This is a genomic window from Desulfomicrobium macestii (genome assembly GCF_014873765.1).
Lineage (GTDB): Bacteria > Desulfobacterota > Desulfovibrionia > Desulfovibrionales > Desulfomicrobiaceae > Desulfomicrobium > Desulfomicrobium macestii.
Genome location: NZ_JADBGG010000012.1, coordinates 93098 through 113585, shown reverse-complemented (window position 1 = coordinate 113585; position 20488 = coordinate 93098). Strand labels below are relative to the sequence as shown.

Here is a 20488-nt window from a genome sequence, read left to right as displayed (position 1 = left end):
GCGCCGAGCACGGCCACAAAAATTTGGGCCTCACGAACCTCGCCGCTGAATGGGTCTTGAATGGGGATGGTCTGGCCCGCGTAGTCGATGAAGGCTTTCTCTCCGGCCACGTGGACCTGGCGCATGGATGGCTTGAGTTTGCCCACGAAGGCTCGATAGCGAGCGCAGAAGCAACTGTATTGCAGGCCGTCAGGATGCTGCGCCTTGTACTCCTCCCAGAGCAGAAGCAGGGTCACGGAACGACGCTTGCGCTCTATGTGGACGTCGGCCCAGTTCGGTTCCGGTCGCTTCACGGAACTTGGCGGCAGGGATGGAAAGAGCAGGTTTTCAAGCTCTGAGTCGGACAGGCTTGGCGGCAACGGCCAACTGAGGTTGGCAGCCTGAGCCCTGCGTAGGTACTCGGAGGCGGTGTTGTGTGAGATCTTGAGACTGAGGCCGATCTGGCGTGCGGACAAGTCCCGGTCGAAATGCAGTCGTAAAACGTCTTTGATCTTGCGCATGGATAACCTCGAATTGGGCATGGGCACCTCCTGAAAAGGAGTATGCCCGATTTATCCAGCGCCGCATCCGCTGCGAATTTTCCACCGAGTCTGACGCCGTTGGGACTGGTCAGTTTGTTCCGGAATCGGTGGTCAGTTTGCCGTGGAATCCGTGGTCAGTTTCCCATGGAATCGGTGGTCAGTTTCCGCCGGAATCCGTGGTCAGTTTGGACCGGAATACGCAATCAGTTCTATTGAGGCAGATTCACTATTCAACATTGGATGTGAATTAATAAATGTATCTATATAGTTCATAACATCTATATGCTCATTATATAATGAATCAGAATAGCTTATTGAGTCAAAAGCACCAGGAGATGGCTCGATAGGCTTAATTGGGTTCGCACTAATAACACCAGATACTATCAAACTACTAATTACTGGTATTCGTTTAACCTCTTCATATATACAAGAAATTATTTTTACTGAATTTATCATTTTTGACAAATGCTTTGCCAATTTTGATTGTGCGCTAGTGATTTTTTCCCTTTCATCTGAATCAGAAGGAAATACGTTTTTCAGTATAGAGATATCTTGAATATCATTAGTTTTATCTTTGGGGTCACAAATTTTACTGATGTAATTCTGGTCGAGATAATGCGGATGCTGCCCGGTTGGATTATCGAGATATATATTTTCGACCTGGTACCCAGCATTAGTATATACACTACTAGAGAAGTCTTGAGATGTTGATCTCGCAATTGAGTCAACTAAAAGAGATTTACCACTTGATGAACCTCCTATCACAACGTTAAGACCAGGAGTAAACTGAACATCAATATCTATATTCTCGTTTTTTAAATACGCACTTCGAATATATTCAGCCCATAAATCGGGTTTTTTCCCATATTTTAATCTAGATGACTCCGATAATGACAATCTTAAGCCATCAAATGTCGGTCGCGCTAGCATCCATGTAGGAATAAACTCAGAAGCTGCCTCCCCTGCTTTACCATGTGGATAGTTCTCAGGTTGATAATTGTCTGTTGCTGTAACCAGATGAACGATCTCTTTGATTCCTAGTCTTTCGAAATATTCATATGTTCTTTCTAAGCTTTTATCGCTCCTTGCTGTAAACCCATCAAAATGATTATAATATATACTTCGCTCAAGAGTTTTGTCGAATTTTACGCCTTTGGGTATGGACTCATTAAAGGTTGAATGATTTTGACCTCCATGTGGTAAAAGTAAGGAGTCATAATCGTCAAAGCTATCCATTATATCTTGAAGCCTTGGAATACTATCAGCATTTGTTACTCTTTTTTTAGGGTATAGCTTATCTAATATCGTATTGATCTTCCTAATTTCATCTGTATTTATTGACTGAATGTTAAAGAGAATATGGCAATGATATGGCTGGGCATCAGGATAGTTACGAATATGGAGTTCAGCACCAAGAATCAAGTTTGAAAATAAAACGGTAGCATTTAAATATACCGTTTCATTTATGAAATTATGATCAGTAATTGAAATTAAATAGTCTCCTCCACACGCAAGACTTTCAACACCCGATTTTAGGGCCATAAGGTTGTAATTTATATTTGGCGAGTCGGGATCATCAGAAGTGTGGATATGCAAATCTAAATATATTGGGTTCATTTTTCCCTCAACTATTGATGATTATGTATCATAACGGCCATAATCAGCGGTGGTGGCTTCAATGTGCTTTCCGCGTCAGAGCCGCCAACGATAACGCCATCCGCTGAATTAATTTGTTAAGTGCTTGTCTGCGATATTACTTTTTCTATCATTAACTTCTTGGCTTCATTCAACAAGTGGTATATTTTCTCTCCTTCCTCTTTGCCTTTTGTCGATACTTCATACTCTTTAATTTCGAATTTGTTCCAACCAGCGACGCCAATGCATTCACTGATTTTTTCCTCAACTTCTTCTCCCAAAATAGCACCGTGGAGTGAAAGATATTTTTCTAACTCTTCTTCGATTTTTTGAGATGAAAACGCATAATGATCCACAACATCTTCCCAATCCATGTGGGCAAAATTTATTTGTGGGATAAAGCTACGTTGTAACGCTACTAACTCCGAAGCAGCCTCAAATTGTTTTTCAAATATCAGTTCTGATTTTTTTAGTTTTATTTTGTAACTTTCAGTTTCTTGGTGAAAGCTATTCTTGAGAGCTTCTAATGCACGTGAATGTTCATTTTTTTCATTTTCCATCAGCCTGTTAGCCCAGACTTTTCCTAACCAGGTTGAAAACCCAAAAACAATAGCTGTTGCCCCACCGATTGAGGTCAAAATGGCACCAGCAATTGCGAATATGTCGGATAATTGCATTTGTTTTATCCTGCACTTAACAAGTAATTAACAAGTTTTCTGATAATAACGACAACTCGTAAAAAAAATCTGGGGTCAGATCTTGAATCTTGAATCATCCAATTTTACAGATGATTTGACTCACTGTTGAATAGTACAATCCTAGATGGGGAAAAGGACCAAGCCCCGTTTTGGCTTTTTTTGTTATTGCCGCACCTTCTTCACGCTGATGGCGCAGTCAGCATTGTCTTTCACCTTTTTTGAGCGCGCTATTTCTTTTTGCATCTCCGCTACAAGAAAAGTTGCATCAACGGCAAGTTCTTCTTTTGTCATACATATTTATGCAGAAAGACGGCTGGGGCTGCGGCTGGGTCTCTGAGACCAAGAGTATATTGAAATAATTTATTTTTTCTTCCAAAAGTAGCCCTTTTTGAGCCTTAGAATGGATTGTATCTTTCAATAATCGAGCTTTTTTGTATCCATCTACTCGAAATATAAGCTTAAAACTTGTCAACAAGGTGACGAGTATGCTCATGCGAGCAAATTGGAGGGTTTGTCAGTAGTTGTGAGCAGCGACCTGGCGCCCAAGTCGTCATGACGATGCATCCTTACGTCCCGGAAATGTTTCCGTCAGGTTGAACGCCAAGCCCGGTTCGGTCTCGGCTGGGTCTCTGAGACCAAGAGTATATTGAAATATTTAATTTTTTCTTTCAAAAGTAGCCTTTTTTGAGCCTTAGAATGGATTTTATCTTTCAATAATCGTGCTTTTTCGCATCCATCTACTCGAAATATAAGTTTAAAACTCGTCAACAAGGTGGCGAGTATGCCCATGCGAGCAAATTGGAGGGTTTGTCAGTAGTTGTGAGCATCGACCTGGCGCCCCAGGTCGTCATGTCGATCATACTTGCGGCCCGGAAATGTTCCCGTCAGGTTGAACGCCAAGCCCAGTTCCGGCTGTGCCGAAGTGAGACGTGCGGAGAGGGCAAGTCTGCCGTTGGATCAATTTTCTAGCGACTGCTTCTGAACACCGAGCACCAATTCTTTTTGCGAAACCGCTACAAGGAAAGTTTCGTACACGACAATTTTTTCTTTTGGCATGGGTAATTATAAGGTCACAGCCAGCACGTACGTACATAAAACAAAAGCCACCCGTTGCCGGATGGCTTCATATTGAATGGTCGAGTCTTGGCCGCCGAATCCCATAAAGAAAAAAGGGATTTCAGCCTTTCGACTGAAATCCCTTACTTTCTAATGGCGGGGCCGATGGGACTCGAACCCACGGCCTCCGGCGTGACAGGCCGGCGTTATAACCGACTTAACTACGACCCCGCATTTGTTTTCGTGGTGGGCGGTACAGGGATCGAACCTATGACCCTCGGCTTGTAAGGCCGACGCTCTCCCAGCTGAGCTAACCGCCCAGTCCCGTCCAACGAGAAACAGTCTTTATAGAGCCACATGCCTGCTGTCAAAGACTTTTTTCAAGAAAATTGAAAAAAGTTGAAATTAACCTGAAAGCGCTCCGGGCAGGGGAGGGGAGAGCGGAAACTCGGGTAAAAAAAAGGGCCGTCCGTGAAGGACAGCCCTTAAGGTCTTCGAAAGCGAGAGTCTTAACCGCAGGATGTGCAGGAAGAGCATCCCGAAGAAGACGCCTTGAGCCCCGACTTGATGTTGAAGCCCATGTGCGGATGAAATTCCACGGAAATGGGTTTCGATTCTTCCATCAGAGCGGTTTCAACCAGGAATTTGTATCCGTCAATTTCGTGTACTACGTCGTTGTCTTTTTGCTCATCCAGAGCAAGCGCCAAGCGAGGCCCGCCTCAGCCGGCAGCCATGTAGACCCGGATTGGGGACACTTCTTTGCCAGCGAAGTGCATATCGAGCTGCTCTTTGGCAGCCTTTGTAAGTTCGAACATGGAATCCTCCTTTGATGTGGGAAAGGACGTAGTTATTGATTTTATCGATGTCAATGTCCGGAGCCGCGTGTTTTTCGTGATGGATCTTCGTGAAATCCCGAGAAACGCCGTCAGCCGGGAACATCGTCATCTCCGAAAAAGATGCTTGTGTCTTACAGTCAAGAAAGTTTACAGTGAATTCACTCTTGATCACCAGAACCCCGGTCCGGACATGTGCCCACAAAATGCCCGCATCCTGCTTGTCGACGACGAGACGACCCTGCTTGAGCTGCTCGGAGATTTTCTGCGCGAACAAGGTCACGAGGTCATCCTGGCGGACTCAGGCATCAAGGCCCTTGATCTCTACAATTCTGAACTTCCGGATCTTGTGCTTCTTGATCTGAAGCTGCCGGACCTGTCCGGGCTGGACGTGCTCAAGCATATTTCATCCAGGGATGACGAAACGGGCCTCATCGTCATTTCCGGGGTCGGCTCCACGGACGACGCCATCGAGGCCTTGCGCCGGGGAGCGTGGGATTTTCTGGTCAAACCCTTCCTCAATCTGGAGTTCGTACTCCATGCCGTGAACAAAAGCCTGGAAAAAGTGCACCTCAAACGGGAGAACAGGCTTTATCGTGAGCATCTGGAAGAAGAGGTACAGCGCCGAACCACCGAATTGCGGCAGGAGATCATCGCCCGCAAACGCATTGAGGAGGATCTGCGCCGCAGCGAGATGCGCTACAAGGAACTGAGCCTGACCGACGAACTGACCGGGCTCTATAATGCCCGCCATTTCTTCAGGCAGGTTCAGGCCGAGGTGGAACGGGCCATGCGCTACAAAAGCCCGCTGTCATTGTGCGTCCTCGATATCGACAATTTCAAGCAGTACAACGACACTTACGGCCATCTGAATGGCGACGCCGTACTCTCGGAGCTGGGGCGGATCATCCAGAAACTGATCCGCGATGCGGACTCGGCCTACCGTTACGGAGGCGAGGAATTCATCATCGTCCTGCCGGAGACCAATCGCGAAGAGGCCGCCCGCGTGGCGGAGCGCATTCGGATCAGCTTCTTCGAACACGCCTTCTATCCCAGAAAAGGGTCCGGTGTCCATGTTTCGATCAGCCTTGGCGTGACCAGCTATTGCCCGGGGGAAACCGTTTCAGACCTTGTCGACCGGGCTGATCAGAACATGTACGCAGCCAAGAAATGCGGCCGCAACACCACGGTTTGCAGATGATGCGCTAAAGCGCGCACATCCCGTAGCGGCCGCGGCAGCCTGTCCGCAGAAACTCCATCGTTCACGATGCCGAATCGGCATCGCCGTCAGTCCATCCTCATCGCAGACGCAATCATCCTTCGTCGTTCATAAGCGCGGTCAGACGACAATAGCCGCATTCACCGGCAGACGTCGGATAGCCGCAGGTCGTGCAGGGCTGGATGTCCACGCTTGTCTCGCCGCGCGGGGCAAAGCCTTGCCGGCCGTCCTTGAGGAACCCGTCATAAAAGCGGATCTTGCGGCCCGGCTGAATGTCTTCGAGGTCCGCCAGCAGATTTTTGTAGATGGGGAAGCTGGCCTTGGAGCTGTATGGGCACGGGGCGTAGCCGTAGTCGATCCCGGCCAGGAAACACAGGTTTGCGGTCTCGAACTCGGTCAGGCGGAAAAGTGGCTTGACCTTTTTGGCAAAACCCTTCTCGGCATGCATGACCGGCCCCTGGTCGCTCAGAAATTCCACATCCCAGCGCATGACATTGGCGAAAAGCCGCGAGGTCTCGTCATCAAGATTGTGTCCCGTGGCCAGCACCGTGAATCCGTTCTCCTGGGCGAACTTGTTGAACAGGTAGCGCTTGGTCTGTCCGCACACGGAGCAGATGGGGCGCTTGACCCGGCGTTTGACGTCGCACATGGCCAGTCCCAATTTGGCAGTCTCGATGACGTGCAGGGGGATCTCGCTTACCGTGCAGAAACGCTCGGCATAAGCCCGCGCGATGGGTGAGGATTCGGGGATGCCAAGATCGATGTGCAGGCCTTCGATGATGTAGCCGAGGTCCTTCAATTGCCAGGACAGGGCCAGGGAGTCCTTGCCGCCGGAGATGGCGACGAGGATGCGATCATCGAAGGTGAACATCGCGTGTTCCTTGATGGCCCGTTCCACCAGGCGACGGGCGAAAACAAGGAAGCAGTCCTTGCAGAAAGCGGTGTGGTGACTGGGCAGGGCGACCACGGCGGGGATCTGGCAGCGTTTGCATTTCATGAGGCTACCCCTTTGATCCGACGTCGCGCACAATGACGTGATCGCCGTACTTGAGGTTCAGATCCGGAGTGAGCAGGCCGCCGTCGCGGATGACGAGAGCCCGTCCGGGCTTGCGCCCGAGTTTGTGCAAGAGTTGCATGACCGTGGCGGCACGGTCGATGGTCAGTTCCCGATTTTCGGGTTCAAGGCGGACAGTTATCATGGTGCTCCTGTGCTTTTGCTGTCGGTGTCGGCAGGTGCGTGCCCTAAATCGATGCGTCGCAAAATTCAAGACCGCTCTTGTCCGATTTCAAGAACCAGAAAGCCGTCCTCGTCGAGCCTGCCCCGGTCCGTGGTGACGAACCAGCGGATGCCGTCCGTTTCGATGACGGCCTTTTCGGTCAGGTCATCCCGGCCCAGATAGCCCTGCATGACCTGGGTTCCGCCGATGAGGATGCGGCCGCTCTCGCCGTGGGGCAGGTCGGTCAGGGTTTGCGGATGCACGATGCGCAGGGCGGAGCCGGGCAGGGGCAGGCCCACGGTGCCGGGTTTGCGGCCCTGCTGCACGCTCAGGTCCAGGGGATTGAGCACGTCGGGGGCGTTGACGGTGGCCACCGGGGTGGTCTCGGTGGTGCCGTAGCCGTCATGGACTATGAGCCCGAACTTGTGGCGGAAGGCCTGCACGCAGTGATCGGAAAGGGCCAATCCGCCCGACAGGACGGAGCGCAGCGACGCGAACATGAGCGGATGCAGGACGGGACTGACTACGTACGCTTCCAGCATCGCGGGATCGGCGCAGAGCATGGTCGCCTCGAAATCGACGCACATGCGCCCCATCTTACGGGCCTCAAAAGGGTCATGGGCGCAGGCCATGGGTACGGATTCAAGCAGCGGCAGGAACATGGTCGTGGTCAGCCCAAGGGCGTCGTACAGGGGCATGGCGGTCAGCAGCACGTCGTCGCCCCGGGGCGGAAAGAGGGACGCTATCTGCCGGGCGTTGGTGATGATGCTGGAATGTCCAAGGCGCACGCCAACCGGCATCCGCTCCTCTCTCTGCACGAATATCATGGCGGCCGTGGCCTCCGGCTTGACGCGCAGGGGCAGGATGAAACGCAGCAACGCCACCGGCAGAAGGCGGATCAGGGCGCGCGCCGGAGCCGTGCCGCGCAGGTATGTCCGGCAGTCATCCACGAACATGAAGCTCATGTCGTCTCGAAGAGCGGCGCATCCCCGGCCGCGCAACCTTTCAAGGTGCTCGCGGGTGCTGAGCACCGTCTCGATCCCGGCCTGATGCAGGCAGCTCGCAAAGGCCTCGGCGGACAATCCCGGATCAAGGTTGACGGTCGTCTTGCCGGCCATGAGCACGGCCATGTTCGCCGCCGCGCCCCTGACACCCGGCGGCAGCAGGATGCCCACCGCCGTTTCGGGCAGGGTCTTGAGCTTGCTGGAAAGCTTCAGGGCGCAAAGAAACAGTTCTTCGCCCGTGGCCTGGGCTCCGCTGGAGTCGGCCACGGCCAGCCTTGCCGGGGCGCGCTTGACCGCGCGCAGCCATTTTTCCGGGATGGAGGTCTGGGTGCGGGCAAACTCTTGCCAGGCCAGGATGGACTGACGATGCACGGCGTCCTTGACCTCCTGGGGAGTGGCCGAGGCCGGCAGGGCGGGGCCGAAGCACAGGTTGACGTCCCGCGCCAGGACTCCGTTGGTGTTGCGGCGGAAATGCCTGCTCACGGCGGACCACCTGCTGCCCCACAGGCCGCGCAGGTAGAAGGGCACGATGACGCATTCGCTCTGGACCGCCGGAATGCAGTAGCCGCGCCTGAAGGCCCCGAGCTGGCCGTTGCGGCTGATGGCGCCCTCGGGAAACAGGACCACGCATTCCCCGGCCTTGAGATTCTCGGTGATCTTGCGCAGGGCCGAGCTGCTGGCGGCGGATGAGATGGGGATGACGCGGTAGAGGTCCAGAAACCAGCGCAGATACCAGCGGCTGTAATAATGACGCGACATGACGAAACGCACGGGCCGGGGCACGGCCAGGTGCAGCACGGCCCAGTCGATCCAGCTGGTGTGATTGCCAAGAAGCAGCACCCCGCCCTGGGACGGAATGTTCTCCAGACCGCTCACGACCAGCCGGTAACGCTGCGCAAAGACGATTCGCAGCAAAAAACGCATGAAGGCCTGGGGCAGCTTGCGCAGGGTGTGCACAGATCCAAGCCCCATGATCGCGGCCAGGGCCAGGATGATGGGCACGCTCGAAAGTCCGGTCAGGGAAGCCAGCACGGTCACGCACAGAAAGCACAGCATGAACACGTTCTGCAGAAAATTGTTTCCGGCCAAAATGGTGCCCAGGTCCGAATCCTTGGCATTGAACTGGATGAGCGCGTTCAGCGGCACCACGTAGAGGCCGCCGAAAAAGCCGTACACGGCCAGCAGGCTGCCCAGGGCCGGAATGTTGCTCATGCCGGGAATGATGGCCAGACAGAGGGTCATGCCCAGGGCGGCCAGCGGGATGATCCCGGTCTCGATGTAGGTCCGCGACAGCCGCCCGGCGGTGATGGAACCGGCGATGATGCCCACGCCCCCGATGGCCAGCAGCCCCTGGGCGACAACGGTGGAGGTCACGCCCGCGAAATCCTTGAGATGCGCGCCGAAGGCGGCAAAAAGGACCTGATTGACGGCCCAGAAGAGCGACAGGCCGAGCACGCACAGCCAGATGGTTTCATGGCCGTGAATGTTCTTCAAGTTTTCCTTGAGATATGTCCCTTTGGCATATGTCCTGAAATCGAGGCGCAGTGAGGCGTCGCCCGGCTTGTATTGCGGGATGCGCAGAGCCGTCAGGGTTTGCGCCACGGCCCCGGCGATGAGCAGCAGGCCGCTTGGAGCGATGGCTTGCAGGATGCCTTCCTTGGTCGTCGCGTCGCCGATGAGGGACTCGAAAAGCAGGGAGAAGAGCACCCCGCCGAGGAGTATGGCGACAATGGTCACGGCCTGGACCACGCCGTTGGCCATGCCGAGGTTGTCCTTGCCCGCCATCTCCTTGATGTAGCCGTACTTGGCAGGAGAATAGAAGGCCGACTGCGCGGCCAGGATCAGGGTCAGGACAAAGGCCGCCTCGAACCAGCCCAGCAGATAGCTGCCGTAAATGAGCACGGTCAGCGGTATGGCCAGGCCCGCGGTCCAGCGCATGACCCGGTGCTTGGAGAAGCGGTCGGACAGAAAACCGGCGGGAGTGAAGAACATGATGAAGGGCAGCAGGATGCAGGCGTTGACCAGGGCGGTCAGCGCGATCTGCGTGGACCCGTCATAGCATTTGAAGACCGTGTTCTGGATGATGATCTTGTGCCCGAGGTCGAGCATGGCGTTGATCAGAACGACCATGAGGTAGGGCATGAACCCACGGATTCCCAGAAGACGGCGATGGCTCGATTTGACGGCTTCCATGGCTCAGCACAGACCCAGCATGCGCAGGCAGGAGGTGGTGACCAGCGCGGGTGTTTCGGGGGTAAGTTCGAGCTTGCCGTAGCGGTGCAGAACCAGAGGCTGCAGGATGGCGCCCATGAGCAGCCCCGCATGCAGGTCGGCATCGCAGGGGGGAATCTCGCCCGCACCCACCGCCTGACCGACGAAGCGTTCGGCCATGGCCATGGGCTCGGTCTCGCGGCTCAGGAGCTTGTCCTCGGGAAAGCCGTGCTGGGTCAGCAGGATGAAGGCGAACTGGTCGCCATTGTATGTGTAATAGTCGTAAATGGTCTGGATCGCGAGCCCCAGCCGCAGATCGAAAGGCATGCGGTCGTCGAAGAGGACCTCGGAAACAAGATGGGTGAACTGGTCCAGCTCGCGGTTGAAAAGCTTCCAGGCCATCTCTTCCTTGCCGGAGTAATAGCGGTACAATGCGCCTTCGGTGACTCCGGCCTCGCCCGCGATATCCTTTATGGTCGTGCGGGCCAGCCCTTTGGTGGCAAAGAGGCGGATGGCCGAGTCTTCTATGGTTTCGCGCTTCATGACTGGTCGTGACATGGTGGTCCTCCTTTATCGTGTGAGTATTTATTTACTCATTCCGTGCTCAGGTCAAGAAAAAGGGCGTGCCCAAAAGGACACGCCCGCGAGGGAGGTGCGACCGGGGCCTGGGGTTAGTTGTGGCGTCCGGCGATCAGGTCCTGGATGACGGAAGGATCGGCAAGGGTCGAGGTGTCACCGAAGTCCTCAAGGGCCGTTGAGCCCGAGGTGATCTTGCGCAGCACGCGGCGCATGATCTTTCCGCTGCGGGTCTTGGGCAGGCCCACGGTGAACTGGATGACTTCGGGAGAGGCCAGCGGCCCTATCTCCTTGCGCACATGATTGCGCAGGGCTTTGATGAGTTCGTCGGATTCGTCCGCGTCGGCGCGCAGGGTGACGTAGGCATAGATGGCCTGTCCCTTGATCTCGTGGGGCATGCCGACCACGGCGGCCTCGGCCACGGCCGGATGGGAGACTAGGGCGGACTCGATCTCGGCCGTGCCCAGACGATGCCCGGAGACGTTGATGACGTCGTCAAGGCGGCCCATGATCCAGAAGTATCCGTCCTCGTCCTGGCGCGCGCCGTCACCGGCTTCGTATTTGCCGGGAAAGCGGTCGAAGTACTGCTGCTTGAAGCGCTCGGGATCTCCGAACACGCCGCGCAGCATGCCCGGCCAGGGGCGTTCGATGATCAGATGCCCACCTTCGTTGGCAGTGGTCGGATTGCCTTCGGCGTCAACGATGCGGGCATGTACGCCGGGCAGGGGGCGTGTGGCGGAGCCTGGCTTGAGCGGCGTGGCGAAGGGCAGGGCGGAAATGAGGATGCCGCCCGTTTCCGTCTGCCACCAGGTATCGACCACGGGCAAATTGGATTTGCCGATGTTCTCATGGTACCACATCCAGGCTTCGGGATTGATGGGTTCGCCGACGCTGCCCAGCACACGAAGCGAGGAGAGGTCGTTCTTTTTGGTCCATTCGGATCCGTCGCGCATGAGCGCCCGGATGGCCGTGGGGGCCGTGTAGAAGGAAGTGATCTTGAATTTTTCGACCAGTTGCCAGAAGCGCGACGGATCGGGATAGGATGGCACGCCTTCGAACATGACAGAGGTCACGCCCAGCGCAAGAGGGCCGTACACGATGTAGGTATGCCCGGTGATCCAGCCGATGTCCGCCGTGCAGAAATGAATGTCGTCGTCATGCAGGTTGAAGACCAGCTGCGTCGAGTGGGCCGCGTAGGTCAGATAGCCGCCCGTGGTGTGCATGACGCCCTTGGGCTTGCCCGTGGAGCCGCTGGTGTAGAGAATGAAGAGCAGGTCTTCGGAGTCCATGGGTTCGCACGGACAGGTCGGGGCGATGTTCGGATCGGCCACGACGTCGTGCCACCAGAGGTCCCGGCCCTCGACCATGTTGATGTCGATGCCGGCGCGCTTCAGGACCACGCAGCTGGTCACGGTGGGGCAGTCGGTCAGGGCGTCGTCGACATTGCCCTTGAGCGGAATCTTCTTTCCTGCGCGGAGCACCGCGTCGGCGGTGACCAGCACCTTGGCCTCGCAGTCCTGGATGCGGTTCATGAGGCTTGCGGCCGAGAATCCCGCGAAGACGATGGAATGGGTGGCGCCGATGCGCGTGCAGGCCAGCATGGCCACGGCCAGCTCCGGAACCATGGGCATGTAGAGGGCCACGCGGTCGCCGCGTCCGACACCGAGTTTCTTGAGGATGTTTGCGAAGCGGACGACATCGGCCAAAAGCTCGCGGTAGGAAATGTGCCGGACGTCCTCTTCGGGCTCGCCCTGCCAGATGATGGCGGTCTTGTCGCCCAGGCCGTTCTCCACGTGCCGGTCGAGACAGTTGTAGCTGACGTTGAGCTTGCCGTTCACGAACCAGTTGATTTTCGGAATGTTGAAATCGCAGTCCATGACCTTGTCCCAGGGCTTGCTCCAGCTGAGAAGTTCCTTGGCGCGGTCGGCCCAGTAGCCTTCGGGATCCTGGTCGGCGCGGCGATAGTGCTCCTCGTAGGTGGCCATGTCGGGGATATGGGCGCGCTTGGCGGCGGGTGGGGTGAAGAGGCGCTGTTCGTGCTGCAGGCTCTGGATATTGTCAGGTGTCATGGTGATTCCTCCTTTACTGTTGAATAGGCGGTGTCCTTGTCGAGGACTTCATCTGGCAATAGTGTGTAGAAGAAATGAATTTTGTTTTCCCCCCTTTTCTGGTAAATGGCTGATATTGGCGGTTAACGGAAACGCCACCACCTTCATGTCGGTAAACGGAGCTTTTCGGACGATGAGCGTCAAACACCTGGATCTGTTGTTCAAGCCCAATTCCCTGGCCATCATCGGTGCGTCCCGCGATCCGAATTCAGTCAGCGCCATCCTCATGCGCAACCTCATGTCCGGCAAGTTCCTCGGACCAGTGCTGCCTGTTTCCGGAGCGCAGGAGGCCATTTTCGGCGTCCTTTCATATGTTGACGTGGCTTCCCTGCCGCTGACGCCGGACATGGCCATCATCTGCTCTCCCGCGCACGAAATCCCGGATCGTCTCGTCGAACTGGCCGACAGCGGCACCCACGTAGCCGTGATCATGGACCCTGGTTATGCCTTGCTTGAAGCCAAAGAGCGAGCGCAAATGGACGAAAAGATCCGCACCGTGCTGCGAGAGAAAGACATCCGCGTGCTCGGCCCGGGCAGCCTGGGCATGATCGTCCCGGCGAGCGGAGTCAACGCGAGCCTGTCCCGGGTGGGGGCCAAGGAGGGACGCATCGCCTTTGTGACCCAGTCCGACAGCCTCTTCGAATCGGTTCTGGACTGGGCCAAGACCAACAACGTCGGCTTTTCCCACTGCATTTCGCTTGGCCGCCAGCTGGACGTGGATTTCAGCTGCGTGCTCGACTATCTTGGGTCCGATCCGGCCACCAAGGCCATCCTGCTCTATGTTGAAAACATCCAGGACGCACGCCGCTTCATGTCCGCGACCCGGGCCAGCGCCCGCAACAAGCCCATTCTGGTCATCCGTCCGCGCCGTCTGCCCTGCGACCTGCGCGACGCAGCCAGCGAACTCACGGAGATGGATCAGGATCAGATCTACGACGCCGCCTTCCGCCGGGCAGGCATGGTCCGCGTGGACGACATCGACTCCCTGTTCGAGGGCGCGCGCACCCTGGCCAACTACAAGCCGCTGCGCGGCAACGGCCTGGCCATCATGACCAACGGACAGAGCATCGGACTGCTGGCCGCCGACACCCTGACCAACGGCGGGGGAGAGCTCGCCTCCATCACCGAGGAAACCCAGCTCAAGCTGGAGGAGATCCTGGGCCATGAGCGCTGCTCCGACAACCCCGTGACCCTGCCCTACAATGCCACGCCCGACACCTACGCCCGGGTCCTGAGCGTTCTGGTCCGCGCGGCGGATGTCGGCTGCGTGCTCATTCTGCATGTTCCGTTTCAGGGCACTTCCAGCCTTGAAATCGCCCAGGCCGTGACCCAGGTCGCCAAGACCAGCCGTTGCCTCGTGCTCGCCAACTGGCTGGGCGAGGAGACGGTGCGCGACACCAAGGACGTCTTCGAGGAGGCGGCCATTCCGGTTTTCGACCGTCCGGGCAAGGCCATCATGGCCTACCTGCACATGCTGCGCTACAAGCGCACGCAAAAAATCCTGATGCAGACCCCGGATTCGCTGCCGGCGGACTTTTTTCCGGATACCGAACACGCCCTGAAGATCATCAAGGACGCCCTCGAAGATGGCCGCAACCACCTCACCGAGGACGAATCGCGTCAGGTCCTGGCGGCCTACGGTGTGCCCGTGGTCGAGACCAAGATCTGCAAGTCGGCCATGCAGGCCGTGGAGGCGGCATCCGAGATCGGCTTTCCGGTGGCGCTCAAGATCCGTTCGCCTCAGATCAGTCAGCCTTTCGACATTGGCGGCATCGCCCTGGACCTGACCACGCCCGATCTGGTTTTCGAAGCGGCCGCCAACATGTCCGCGCGCGTCCATGCCCAGGTCCCTAACGCCTACATCGAGGGCTTCACCGTCCAGAAGATGGGCCGCAGGCCCGGCGCCCACGAGCTTTTCATTTCCGTCTTCACGGACAAGATCTTCGGTCCGGTGCTGCGCTTCGGCCACGGCGGCGTCTCCGCGCCGGTCATCAACGACCACTCCGTGACCCTGCCTCCGCTGAACATGGGCCTGGCCAAGGAACTCATCTCCCGCACCCGCATCTATAAACTTCTGCAGGGCTCAAGGCGGCAGGCTGCGGCGGACATCGACGACATCTGCCTGGCCCTCATCCAGATCAGTCAGATGGTCATAGACCTGCCCCAGATCGTGACTCTTGAAATGAACCCGATCTTTGCCGACGACCTTGGAGTGCTGGCGCTGGGCGCCCGGATCTGGATTCAGCCCACGCAGGTCTCGGGCCCGGAAAGGCTGGCCATCCGTCCATACCCGCGCGAGCTTGAAGAGTGCGTGCGCCTGAAAAACGGCGAGCAGGTCCTCCTGCGGCCCATTCGCCCCGAGGACGCCCAGGCCCACCTCGATTTCATCCACAAATTGCCCGAGGAAGACCTGCGGCTGCGCTTCTTCGGCCTGATCCAGAACTTCGTCCTGAGCGACATGCCCAAATTCACCCAGATCGACTACGACCGCGAGATGGCCTTCATCGCCACGCAGAATGTCGACGGGGTGCCAAGGACGCTCGGCGTGGTGCGCACATCCACCAAACCCGACAATTCGTCGGCCGAATTCGCCATAATCATCAGCGCGGACATGAAGGGAACCGGCCTTGGCTCGGTGCTGTTCGAAAAGATGATCCGCTACTGCAAGGGACGCGGAACCCGCTACCTCGAAGGCCAGACCATGCCCCGCAACAAGGGCATGATCGGCCTTGCCAAACGGTTTGGCCTGACCATATCCCATAACTACGAGGAGGAGCTGGTCGAAATGCGCCTTCCCCTCTGGGAGTGGGAACCCGGAAGTTGAAATATTCCCGTTTTTTCAGCGCCTCGGGACATCTGGATAATTCAATCGATTTCCGTTAAACGATTTCTTTACGAGCACGAGCCTGTCCCCGCCTGAGCGAGGACAGGCTCGGAACGTGTTCAAGACTGGTCTTTTTCCTGGCGAGGGGAAAGATTGCAGGAGGATTCATGCAAAAAAAAGATACAGCCACTTTGACCATTGACGGCAAGTCCTACGAGCTGCCCATCGTGCGCGGCACCGAGGGCGAAGTCGCGGTGGACGTGAGCTGTCTGCGCAGCCAGGCCGGGGTCATCACCCTGGACCAAGGCTACGCCAATACCGGATCATGTTACAGCGCAATCAGCTTCGTGGACGGAGAGAAGGGAATTCTGCGTTATCGCGGCTACCCCATCGAGCAGTTGGCCAGGCAGAGTTCCTTTGTGGAAACGGTCATGCTCCTCGTTTTCGGCGAACTGCCGACCCGCGAGGAACGGGCCGCCTTCCGGACCATGCTCGGCGATACGGCACTGCTGCATGAGGATCTCATGCACCACTTCGAAGGTTTTCCACCCAACGGGCATCCCATGGCCATCCTCTCGGCGGTCATCAATTCCCTGGGGGCCTACAACCCTGATCTGCTGGACATCCAGACCGAAGCCGTGTTTCGCAAGGCCGTGGCCAAGCTCGTCAGCAAGGTGCGCACCATCGCGGCTTTCAGTTATCGCAAGTCCGCAGGGCTGCCCATCATCTACCCGGACCCCAGCCGCTCCTACTGCGAAAACTTTCTGCACATGATGTTCTCCGTGCCTTACAAGGAGCACGTGCCCACTCCCGAAGCGCAGAAGGCCCTGTCGCAGTTCCTGATGGTGCACGCCGATCACGAGCAGAATTGTTCCTGCTCCACGGTGCGCATGGTCGGATCGAGCGAAGCCAACCTTTTTGCCTCGGTTTCCGCCGGAATCTGCGCCCTGTGGGGCCGGTTGCACGGAGGGGCCAACTCCGCCGTGGTGCACACGCTTGAAAACATCCGCGACGGGGATCTCACGGTCAAGGAGTGCATCGAGAAGGTCAAACGCAAGGAATTCAGGCTCATGGGCTTTGGGCACAGGGTCTACAAGAACTTCGACCCCCGGGCCAAGGTCCTGAAGGAATGCGCCACGAACCTGCTGGCCTCCCTGCACATCAAGGACCCGTTCCTCGACATCGCCCAGGAACTTGAAGAGATCGCGCTGCATGACGATTATTTCGTTTCGCGTAAGCTCTATCCCAACGTGGACTTCTATTCCGGGCTGATCCTGCGCGCCCTGAACATCCCGGTGAACATGTTCCCGGTCATGTTCGCCATCGGCCGCCTGCCGGGCTGGATCGCGCACTGGCACGAACAGCATCTGGAAGAGAACACCCGCATCCATCGCCCTCGCCAGGTTTACGTGGGGCCGAACATCCGGGATTACATACCGATGAAGGATCGTTGATCAAGAGGGCGGCCACGCAGGGCCGCCCCTACGGAAATGGTGTGGTCCATTGAACGATGCGTCGCCACACCGCCCACCACGGCACGATATGGTTCATTGAACGATGCGTTGCCACACCGCCCAATCTTAGGGGCAGGCCTTTTGTGCCTGCCCCTTTTTTTGGTTCCTGCGGCTGGCGTTTTTATGGTGTGTTAAGAGGGCGGCCACGTAGGGCCGCCCCTACGATTTCTGGGTCATGAGGACCGAGAAGAGGACCACGCAGGCCGCGGCCATCTGCAACGGGTTCATGGTTTCGCCCAGAAAGGCGAATCCGCAACCCACCGCGACCACGGGAATGAGATTGATGTGCGCCGAGGCCGTGCTCGCGGGCATGCGGGTGATGGCCCAGTTGTAGAGGGAAAAAGCGCCCAGTGTCACGCCCGCGCCGAGAAAGACGAGGATCAGGATCAGCTGCATGTCGAAAGTGCCCGCCGGAACATCCAGCAGGTGAACGATGCCCGGTGAAAAGAAAAGACAGCCCGTGACGACCTGCATGACCGTCAGCGTCCAGGCGTCATAGCGCCTGCCCAGAATGCGGATGATGATCATGTTCGCGGCCGCGCAGACCATGGCCAGAAATTCCATGCTGTTGCCAAGAAGCGGAGAAGGGGCGGACACGGTGGCTTCCCCGCCGAGGGTCAGGACCGCGACACCCGCCACGGAGAGAAGCAGGCCGCCGACGACGCGCGTGCTCAGGGGCTCTTTGAGGATCATCCAGGCGGCCACGGCCACGAGCAGGGGGACAGAGGCGGAGATGATCCCGGCCTGGGCCGAACTGGTCAGGCCAAGGGCCGCGGATTCGAGCCAGAAGTAGAGGCAGGGCTGAAAAACGACGGCGGCCAGGAGCAGTTTCCAGTCGCCCTTGCGGTATGCGGACAGGCTCACCGTCCGGTACAGCGGCAGGATGCACGCAAGGGCGATGATCATGCGCAGCCACATCACGCTCATCGGATGCAGGTCCTGCAGGGCGATGCGCATGGTCGAGAAGGATGCCCCCCAGAGCACCACCGCACCCAGCACGGCCAGACGAGGCAGAAGGGCGATGGGGCTTACGGCGGTCATGGAAAGGGATTCGGATTTCATGCAGGCTCCTGAATTGATGAAGATGAGCGGACCGGAAAGCCTCAGGGCAGAAGCGCGTACTGCCCCGGCGTGGCTGCGGTATAGAGCTTGAACGTGTTGCTGAAATGGGATTGATCGGCAAAGCCCGTGACCTGGGCCACTTCGGACAGTACCATGCCTTGCCGGATCAGGGACTTGGCTCGTTCCACGCGCTGCTGGGTGCGGAAGACATGGGGAGGAATCCCGGTCTGCCGCTTGAAGGAACGCAGCAGGTGGTACTGGCTCACCCCGAGCACGGCCGCCATGTCCCGCAAGGTTAATTTATGGTCCAGATTCGAGCGCAGCATCTCCTTGGCATGCCGGACGAGCATGGGAAGAGCCGGAGACTCGCTTTTCACTCCGCAGTGCGCCCCCAGAATGTCCCCCAGGGTTCTGACCAGCGCCGATTCCCGCGCCAGTCCGTGACTCGCGGTCAGGTTCTGCGCCAGCCTGTACAGGGACATGACAAGATCCGGGCGGTCGCAGATCAAGATCGTGAATTCGGGAGCCGCTTCGGGCCGACGGCTCATGTCTTCCGCCATGCTCCGCACCAGATCCGCGCGCAGGTAGAACATGGTGTAGGATATGGTGTCGTCCGAAATCGGCACGCCGGAGTGGACCTGCCCTGGATTGATCAGACATGCCTGTCCCTGCCGCACGGTGGCTTCGGAATGCGACGGGCCGAGGCAGTAGCTTGCTCCCTGATGCATGAGTCCTATGGCGTAAAGATCGTCATGGAAATGGCGGGGGAAGACATGGCTGCTGCGCGCGACCTGGCTCATTTCAAGACCGGGCTGGACATGAAGGAAATTGATGGACGGGCAGGACATGGGCAAGCTGATAGACCACAGAGGGGGAGGCCGTCTTGGAAAAAATTGCGCCTTCTCCCGGATTTTTTTTCAAGCCGAAATCATGCGTGTGTTCGCAGCACTGTCACCCCTGACAGGAAATTCAAACGATCCAGGGTGAAGAGCCCCGGACGCAATTTCGACCTTCGGACTTGGCCCGGTACAAGGATGCATCGGCCAGACGCAAGAGTTCGGCCGGGCCCTGATCCTTGCCTGGCGTGCTCGCCGCCACCCCCAGGCTGACCGTGACCCTGCCGAAGTCCGACTGCTCGTGCGGCATGTTCAGCTCTTCCACTTCACGCCGCAGCCGTTCGGCGATCTCAAATGCCCCGTCCAGGCTGGTATCGGGCAGGATCATGCAGAATTCCTCGCCACCGTAGCGCGTCGCAAGATCCCCCTGACGGCGTGCGCCCGCCCGCAATACCTCCGCCACCCGCTTGAGACAGTCGTCGCCCTGCTGGTGACCGTAATGATCGTTGTACTTCTTGAAGTGATCGATATCGAGCATGACAAGCGCCAGTGTCGATCCCGCGCGTACAGCCCGGGTCCATTCCTCGGCCAGCACGACATCGAACTTGCGGCGGTTGGCGATGCCTGTCAGCCCGTCGGTGACGGACAGTTCGGCCAGCCTCTTGTTGGCCTCTTCGAGCTCAATGGTGCGCTGCAGGATCTTGGCTTCGAGCTGTTCGTTCAGATGCACCAGGGCGTTCTGTGAAACCAGAAAGCGCGTCAGGTCGCGCGCCATGCCCCAGATATGCGTGATGTCGCCGGTGTCGTTCTTCACCGGCACGAGCAGTGTTTCAAACAATCGCCGGCTGCCTTGCAGGAGGGGGCGCTGTTCGAAGGTCACGGCTTCGCCCGAGAGCATGCACTGGTGATATCCGGAAATGAGTTCGTCGCCCTCGGGGCCGTACCCGACGATGGTGCGCACCGTGTTTCCGGCGATTTGCCTGGCGTCAAGGCGCAGGGCGGCATCGTTGGCCAACAGCAATTCATAGTCGTCGCCAGCGGGCGTGCAGATCCAGAACGGATCGCTGGAATGTTTCCAGAGCTGCTCAAAAACATGCACCAAGGCCTTCGTGTCGAGGGGCGGTGCGGAGGGCTGGGCCGATTCCGGAGAGTTCATCTGCACTCGTGTTCAATG

At 57.3% G+C, this 20488-nt stretch carries 15 protein-coding genes, 2 tRNA genes and 1 pseudogene; 3 read left to right on the top strand and 15 right to left on the bottom strand.

From position 1 onward, the window contains the following. From H4684_RS09660 to H4684_RS20630, 7 genes and pseudogenes are all read right to left on the bottom strand, one after another. Positions 1–521 (bottom strand): annotated as a pseudogene (locus H4684_RS09660) (IS21 family transposase); the annotation flags it as partial. A gap of 180 nt (positions 522–701) precedes the next feature. Beyond that, entirely contained in the window at positions 702–2138 is a 1437-nt protein-coding gene (locus H4684_RS09655; RefSeq protein ID WP_192623570.1) for a hypothetical protein, read from the bottom strand. 116 nt (positions 2139–2254) lie between these two features. Further along, on the bottom strand, positions 2255–2833 hold the full coding sequence (locus H4684_RS09650) for a hypothetical protein (protein WP_192623569.1): 579 nt from the start codon (positions 2831–2833) through the stop codon (positions 2255–2257). A 183-nt stretch (positions 2834–3016) separates the two neighbouring features. Then, a complete protein-coding gene (locus H4684_RS20975) occupies positions 3017–3145 on the bottom strand; it encodes a hypothetical protein (RefSeq protein WP_264080947.1) in 129 nt (42 codons plus the stop codon). A gap of 919 nt (positions 3146–4064) precedes the next feature. Next, positions 4065–4141, bottom strand: a tRNA-Asp gene (locus tag H4684_RS09645). 13 nt (positions 4142–4154) lie between these two features. Further along, positions 4155–4230 (bottom strand) — tRNA-Val (locus tag H4684_RS09640). Between the two features lie 189 nt (positions 4231–4419). Then, the gene (locus H4684_RS20630; RefSeq protein WP_092191768.1) at positions 4420–4725 is read right to left on the bottom strand and encodes an IscA/HesB family protein; all 306 of its coding nucleotides are present in this window, start codon (positions 4723–4725) and stop codon (positions 4420–4422) included. Between the two features lie 211 nt (positions 4726–4936). Here H4684_RS20630 and H4684_RS09630 point away from each other — a divergent pair, with 211 nt between their 5' ends. Next, entirely contained in the window at positions 4937–5944 is a 1008-nt protein-coding gene (locus H4684_RS09630; RefSeq protein ID WP_161949112.1) for a GGDEF domain-containing response regulator, read from the top strand. Between the two features lie 112 nt (positions 5945–6056). Here the strand turns inward: H4684_RS09630 and H4684_RS09625 are convergent, their stop codons facing one another. The 5 genes from H4684_RS09625 to acs form a co-directional block, all read right to left on the bottom strand. Continuing rightward, positions 6057–6959, bottom strand: coding sequence for an ATP-binding protein (locus tag H4684_RS09625; protein ID WP_192623567.1), 903 nt, complete (start codon positions 6957–6959; stop codon positions 6057–6059). 4 nt (positions 6960–6963) lie between these two features. Further along, complete coding sequence (locus H4684_RS09620) at positions 6964–7161, bottom strand: ubiquitin family protein (protein WP_092191762.1); 198 nt, start codon at positions 7159–7161, stop codon at positions 6964–6966. A 65-nt stretch (positions 7162–7226) separates the two neighbouring features. Further along, positions 7227–10376, bottom strand: a complete 3150-nt coding sequence (locus H4684_RS09615; protein ID WP_192623566.1) for an MFS transporter — start codon at positions 10374–10376, stop codon at positions 7227–7229. Between the two features lie 3 nt (positions 10377–10379). Continuing rightward, positions 10380–10952: a TetR/AcrR family transcriptional regulator gene (locus H4684_RS09610; RefSeq protein WP_192623565.1), complete on the bottom strand. Its 573-nt coding sequence runs from the start codon at positions 10950–10952 to the stop codon at positions 10380–10382. Between the two features lie 113 nt (positions 10953–11065). Further along, on the bottom strand, positions 11066–13039 hold the full coding sequence (gene acs, locus H4684_RS09605) for an acetate--CoA ligase (protein WP_192623564.1): 1974 nt from the start codon (positions 13037–13039) through the stop codon (positions 11066–11068). A gap of 172 nt (positions 13040–13211) precedes the next feature. On the opposite strand from acs, the gene H4684_RS09600 reads away from it, so the two are divergent. Both H4684_RS09600 and H4684_RS09595 read left to right on the top strand, forming a co-directional pair. Beyond that, the gene (locus H4684_RS09600; RefSeq protein WP_192623563.1) at positions 13212–15902 is read left to right on the top strand and encodes a bifunctional acetate--CoA ligase family protein/GNAT family N-acetyltransferase; all 2691 of its coding nucleotides are present in this window, start codon (positions 13212–13214) and stop codon (positions 15900–15902) included. A 167-nt stretch (positions 15903–16069) separates the two neighbouring features. After that, positions 16070–17356 carry a citrate synthase gene (locus tag H4684_RS09595; RefSeq protein ID WP_192623562.1) on the top strand — a complete coding sequence of 429 codons (1287 nt, stop codon included), beginning with the start codon at positions 16070–16072 and terminating at the stop codon, positions 17354–17356. Between the two features lie 219 nt (positions 17357–17575). On the opposite strand, the gene H4684_RS09590 is transcribed toward H4684_RS09595, so the two are convergent. The 3 genes from H4684_RS09590 to H4684_RS09580 form a co-directional block, all read right to left on the bottom strand. Next, positions 17576–18478, bottom strand: a complete 903-nt coding sequence (locus H4684_RS09590) for a DMT family transporter (RefSeq protein ID WP_192623561.1) — start codon at positions 18476–18478, stop codon at positions 17576–17578. 41 nt (positions 18479–18519) lie between these two features. Beyond that, positions 18520–19326 carry a helix-turn-helix transcriptional regulator gene (locus H4684_RS09585; protein WP_192623560.1) on the bottom strand — a complete coding sequence of 269 codons (807 nt, stop codon included), beginning with the start codon at positions 19324–19326 and terminating at the stop codon, positions 18520–18522. A 121-nt stretch (positions 19327–19447) separates the two neighbouring features. After that, on the bottom strand, positions 19448–20470 hold the full coding sequence (locus H4684_RS09580; protein ID WP_192623559.1) for a GGDEF domain-containing protein: 1023 nt from the start codon (positions 20468–20470) through the stop codon (positions 19448–19450). Positions 20471–20488 lie beyond the last annotated feature (18 nt).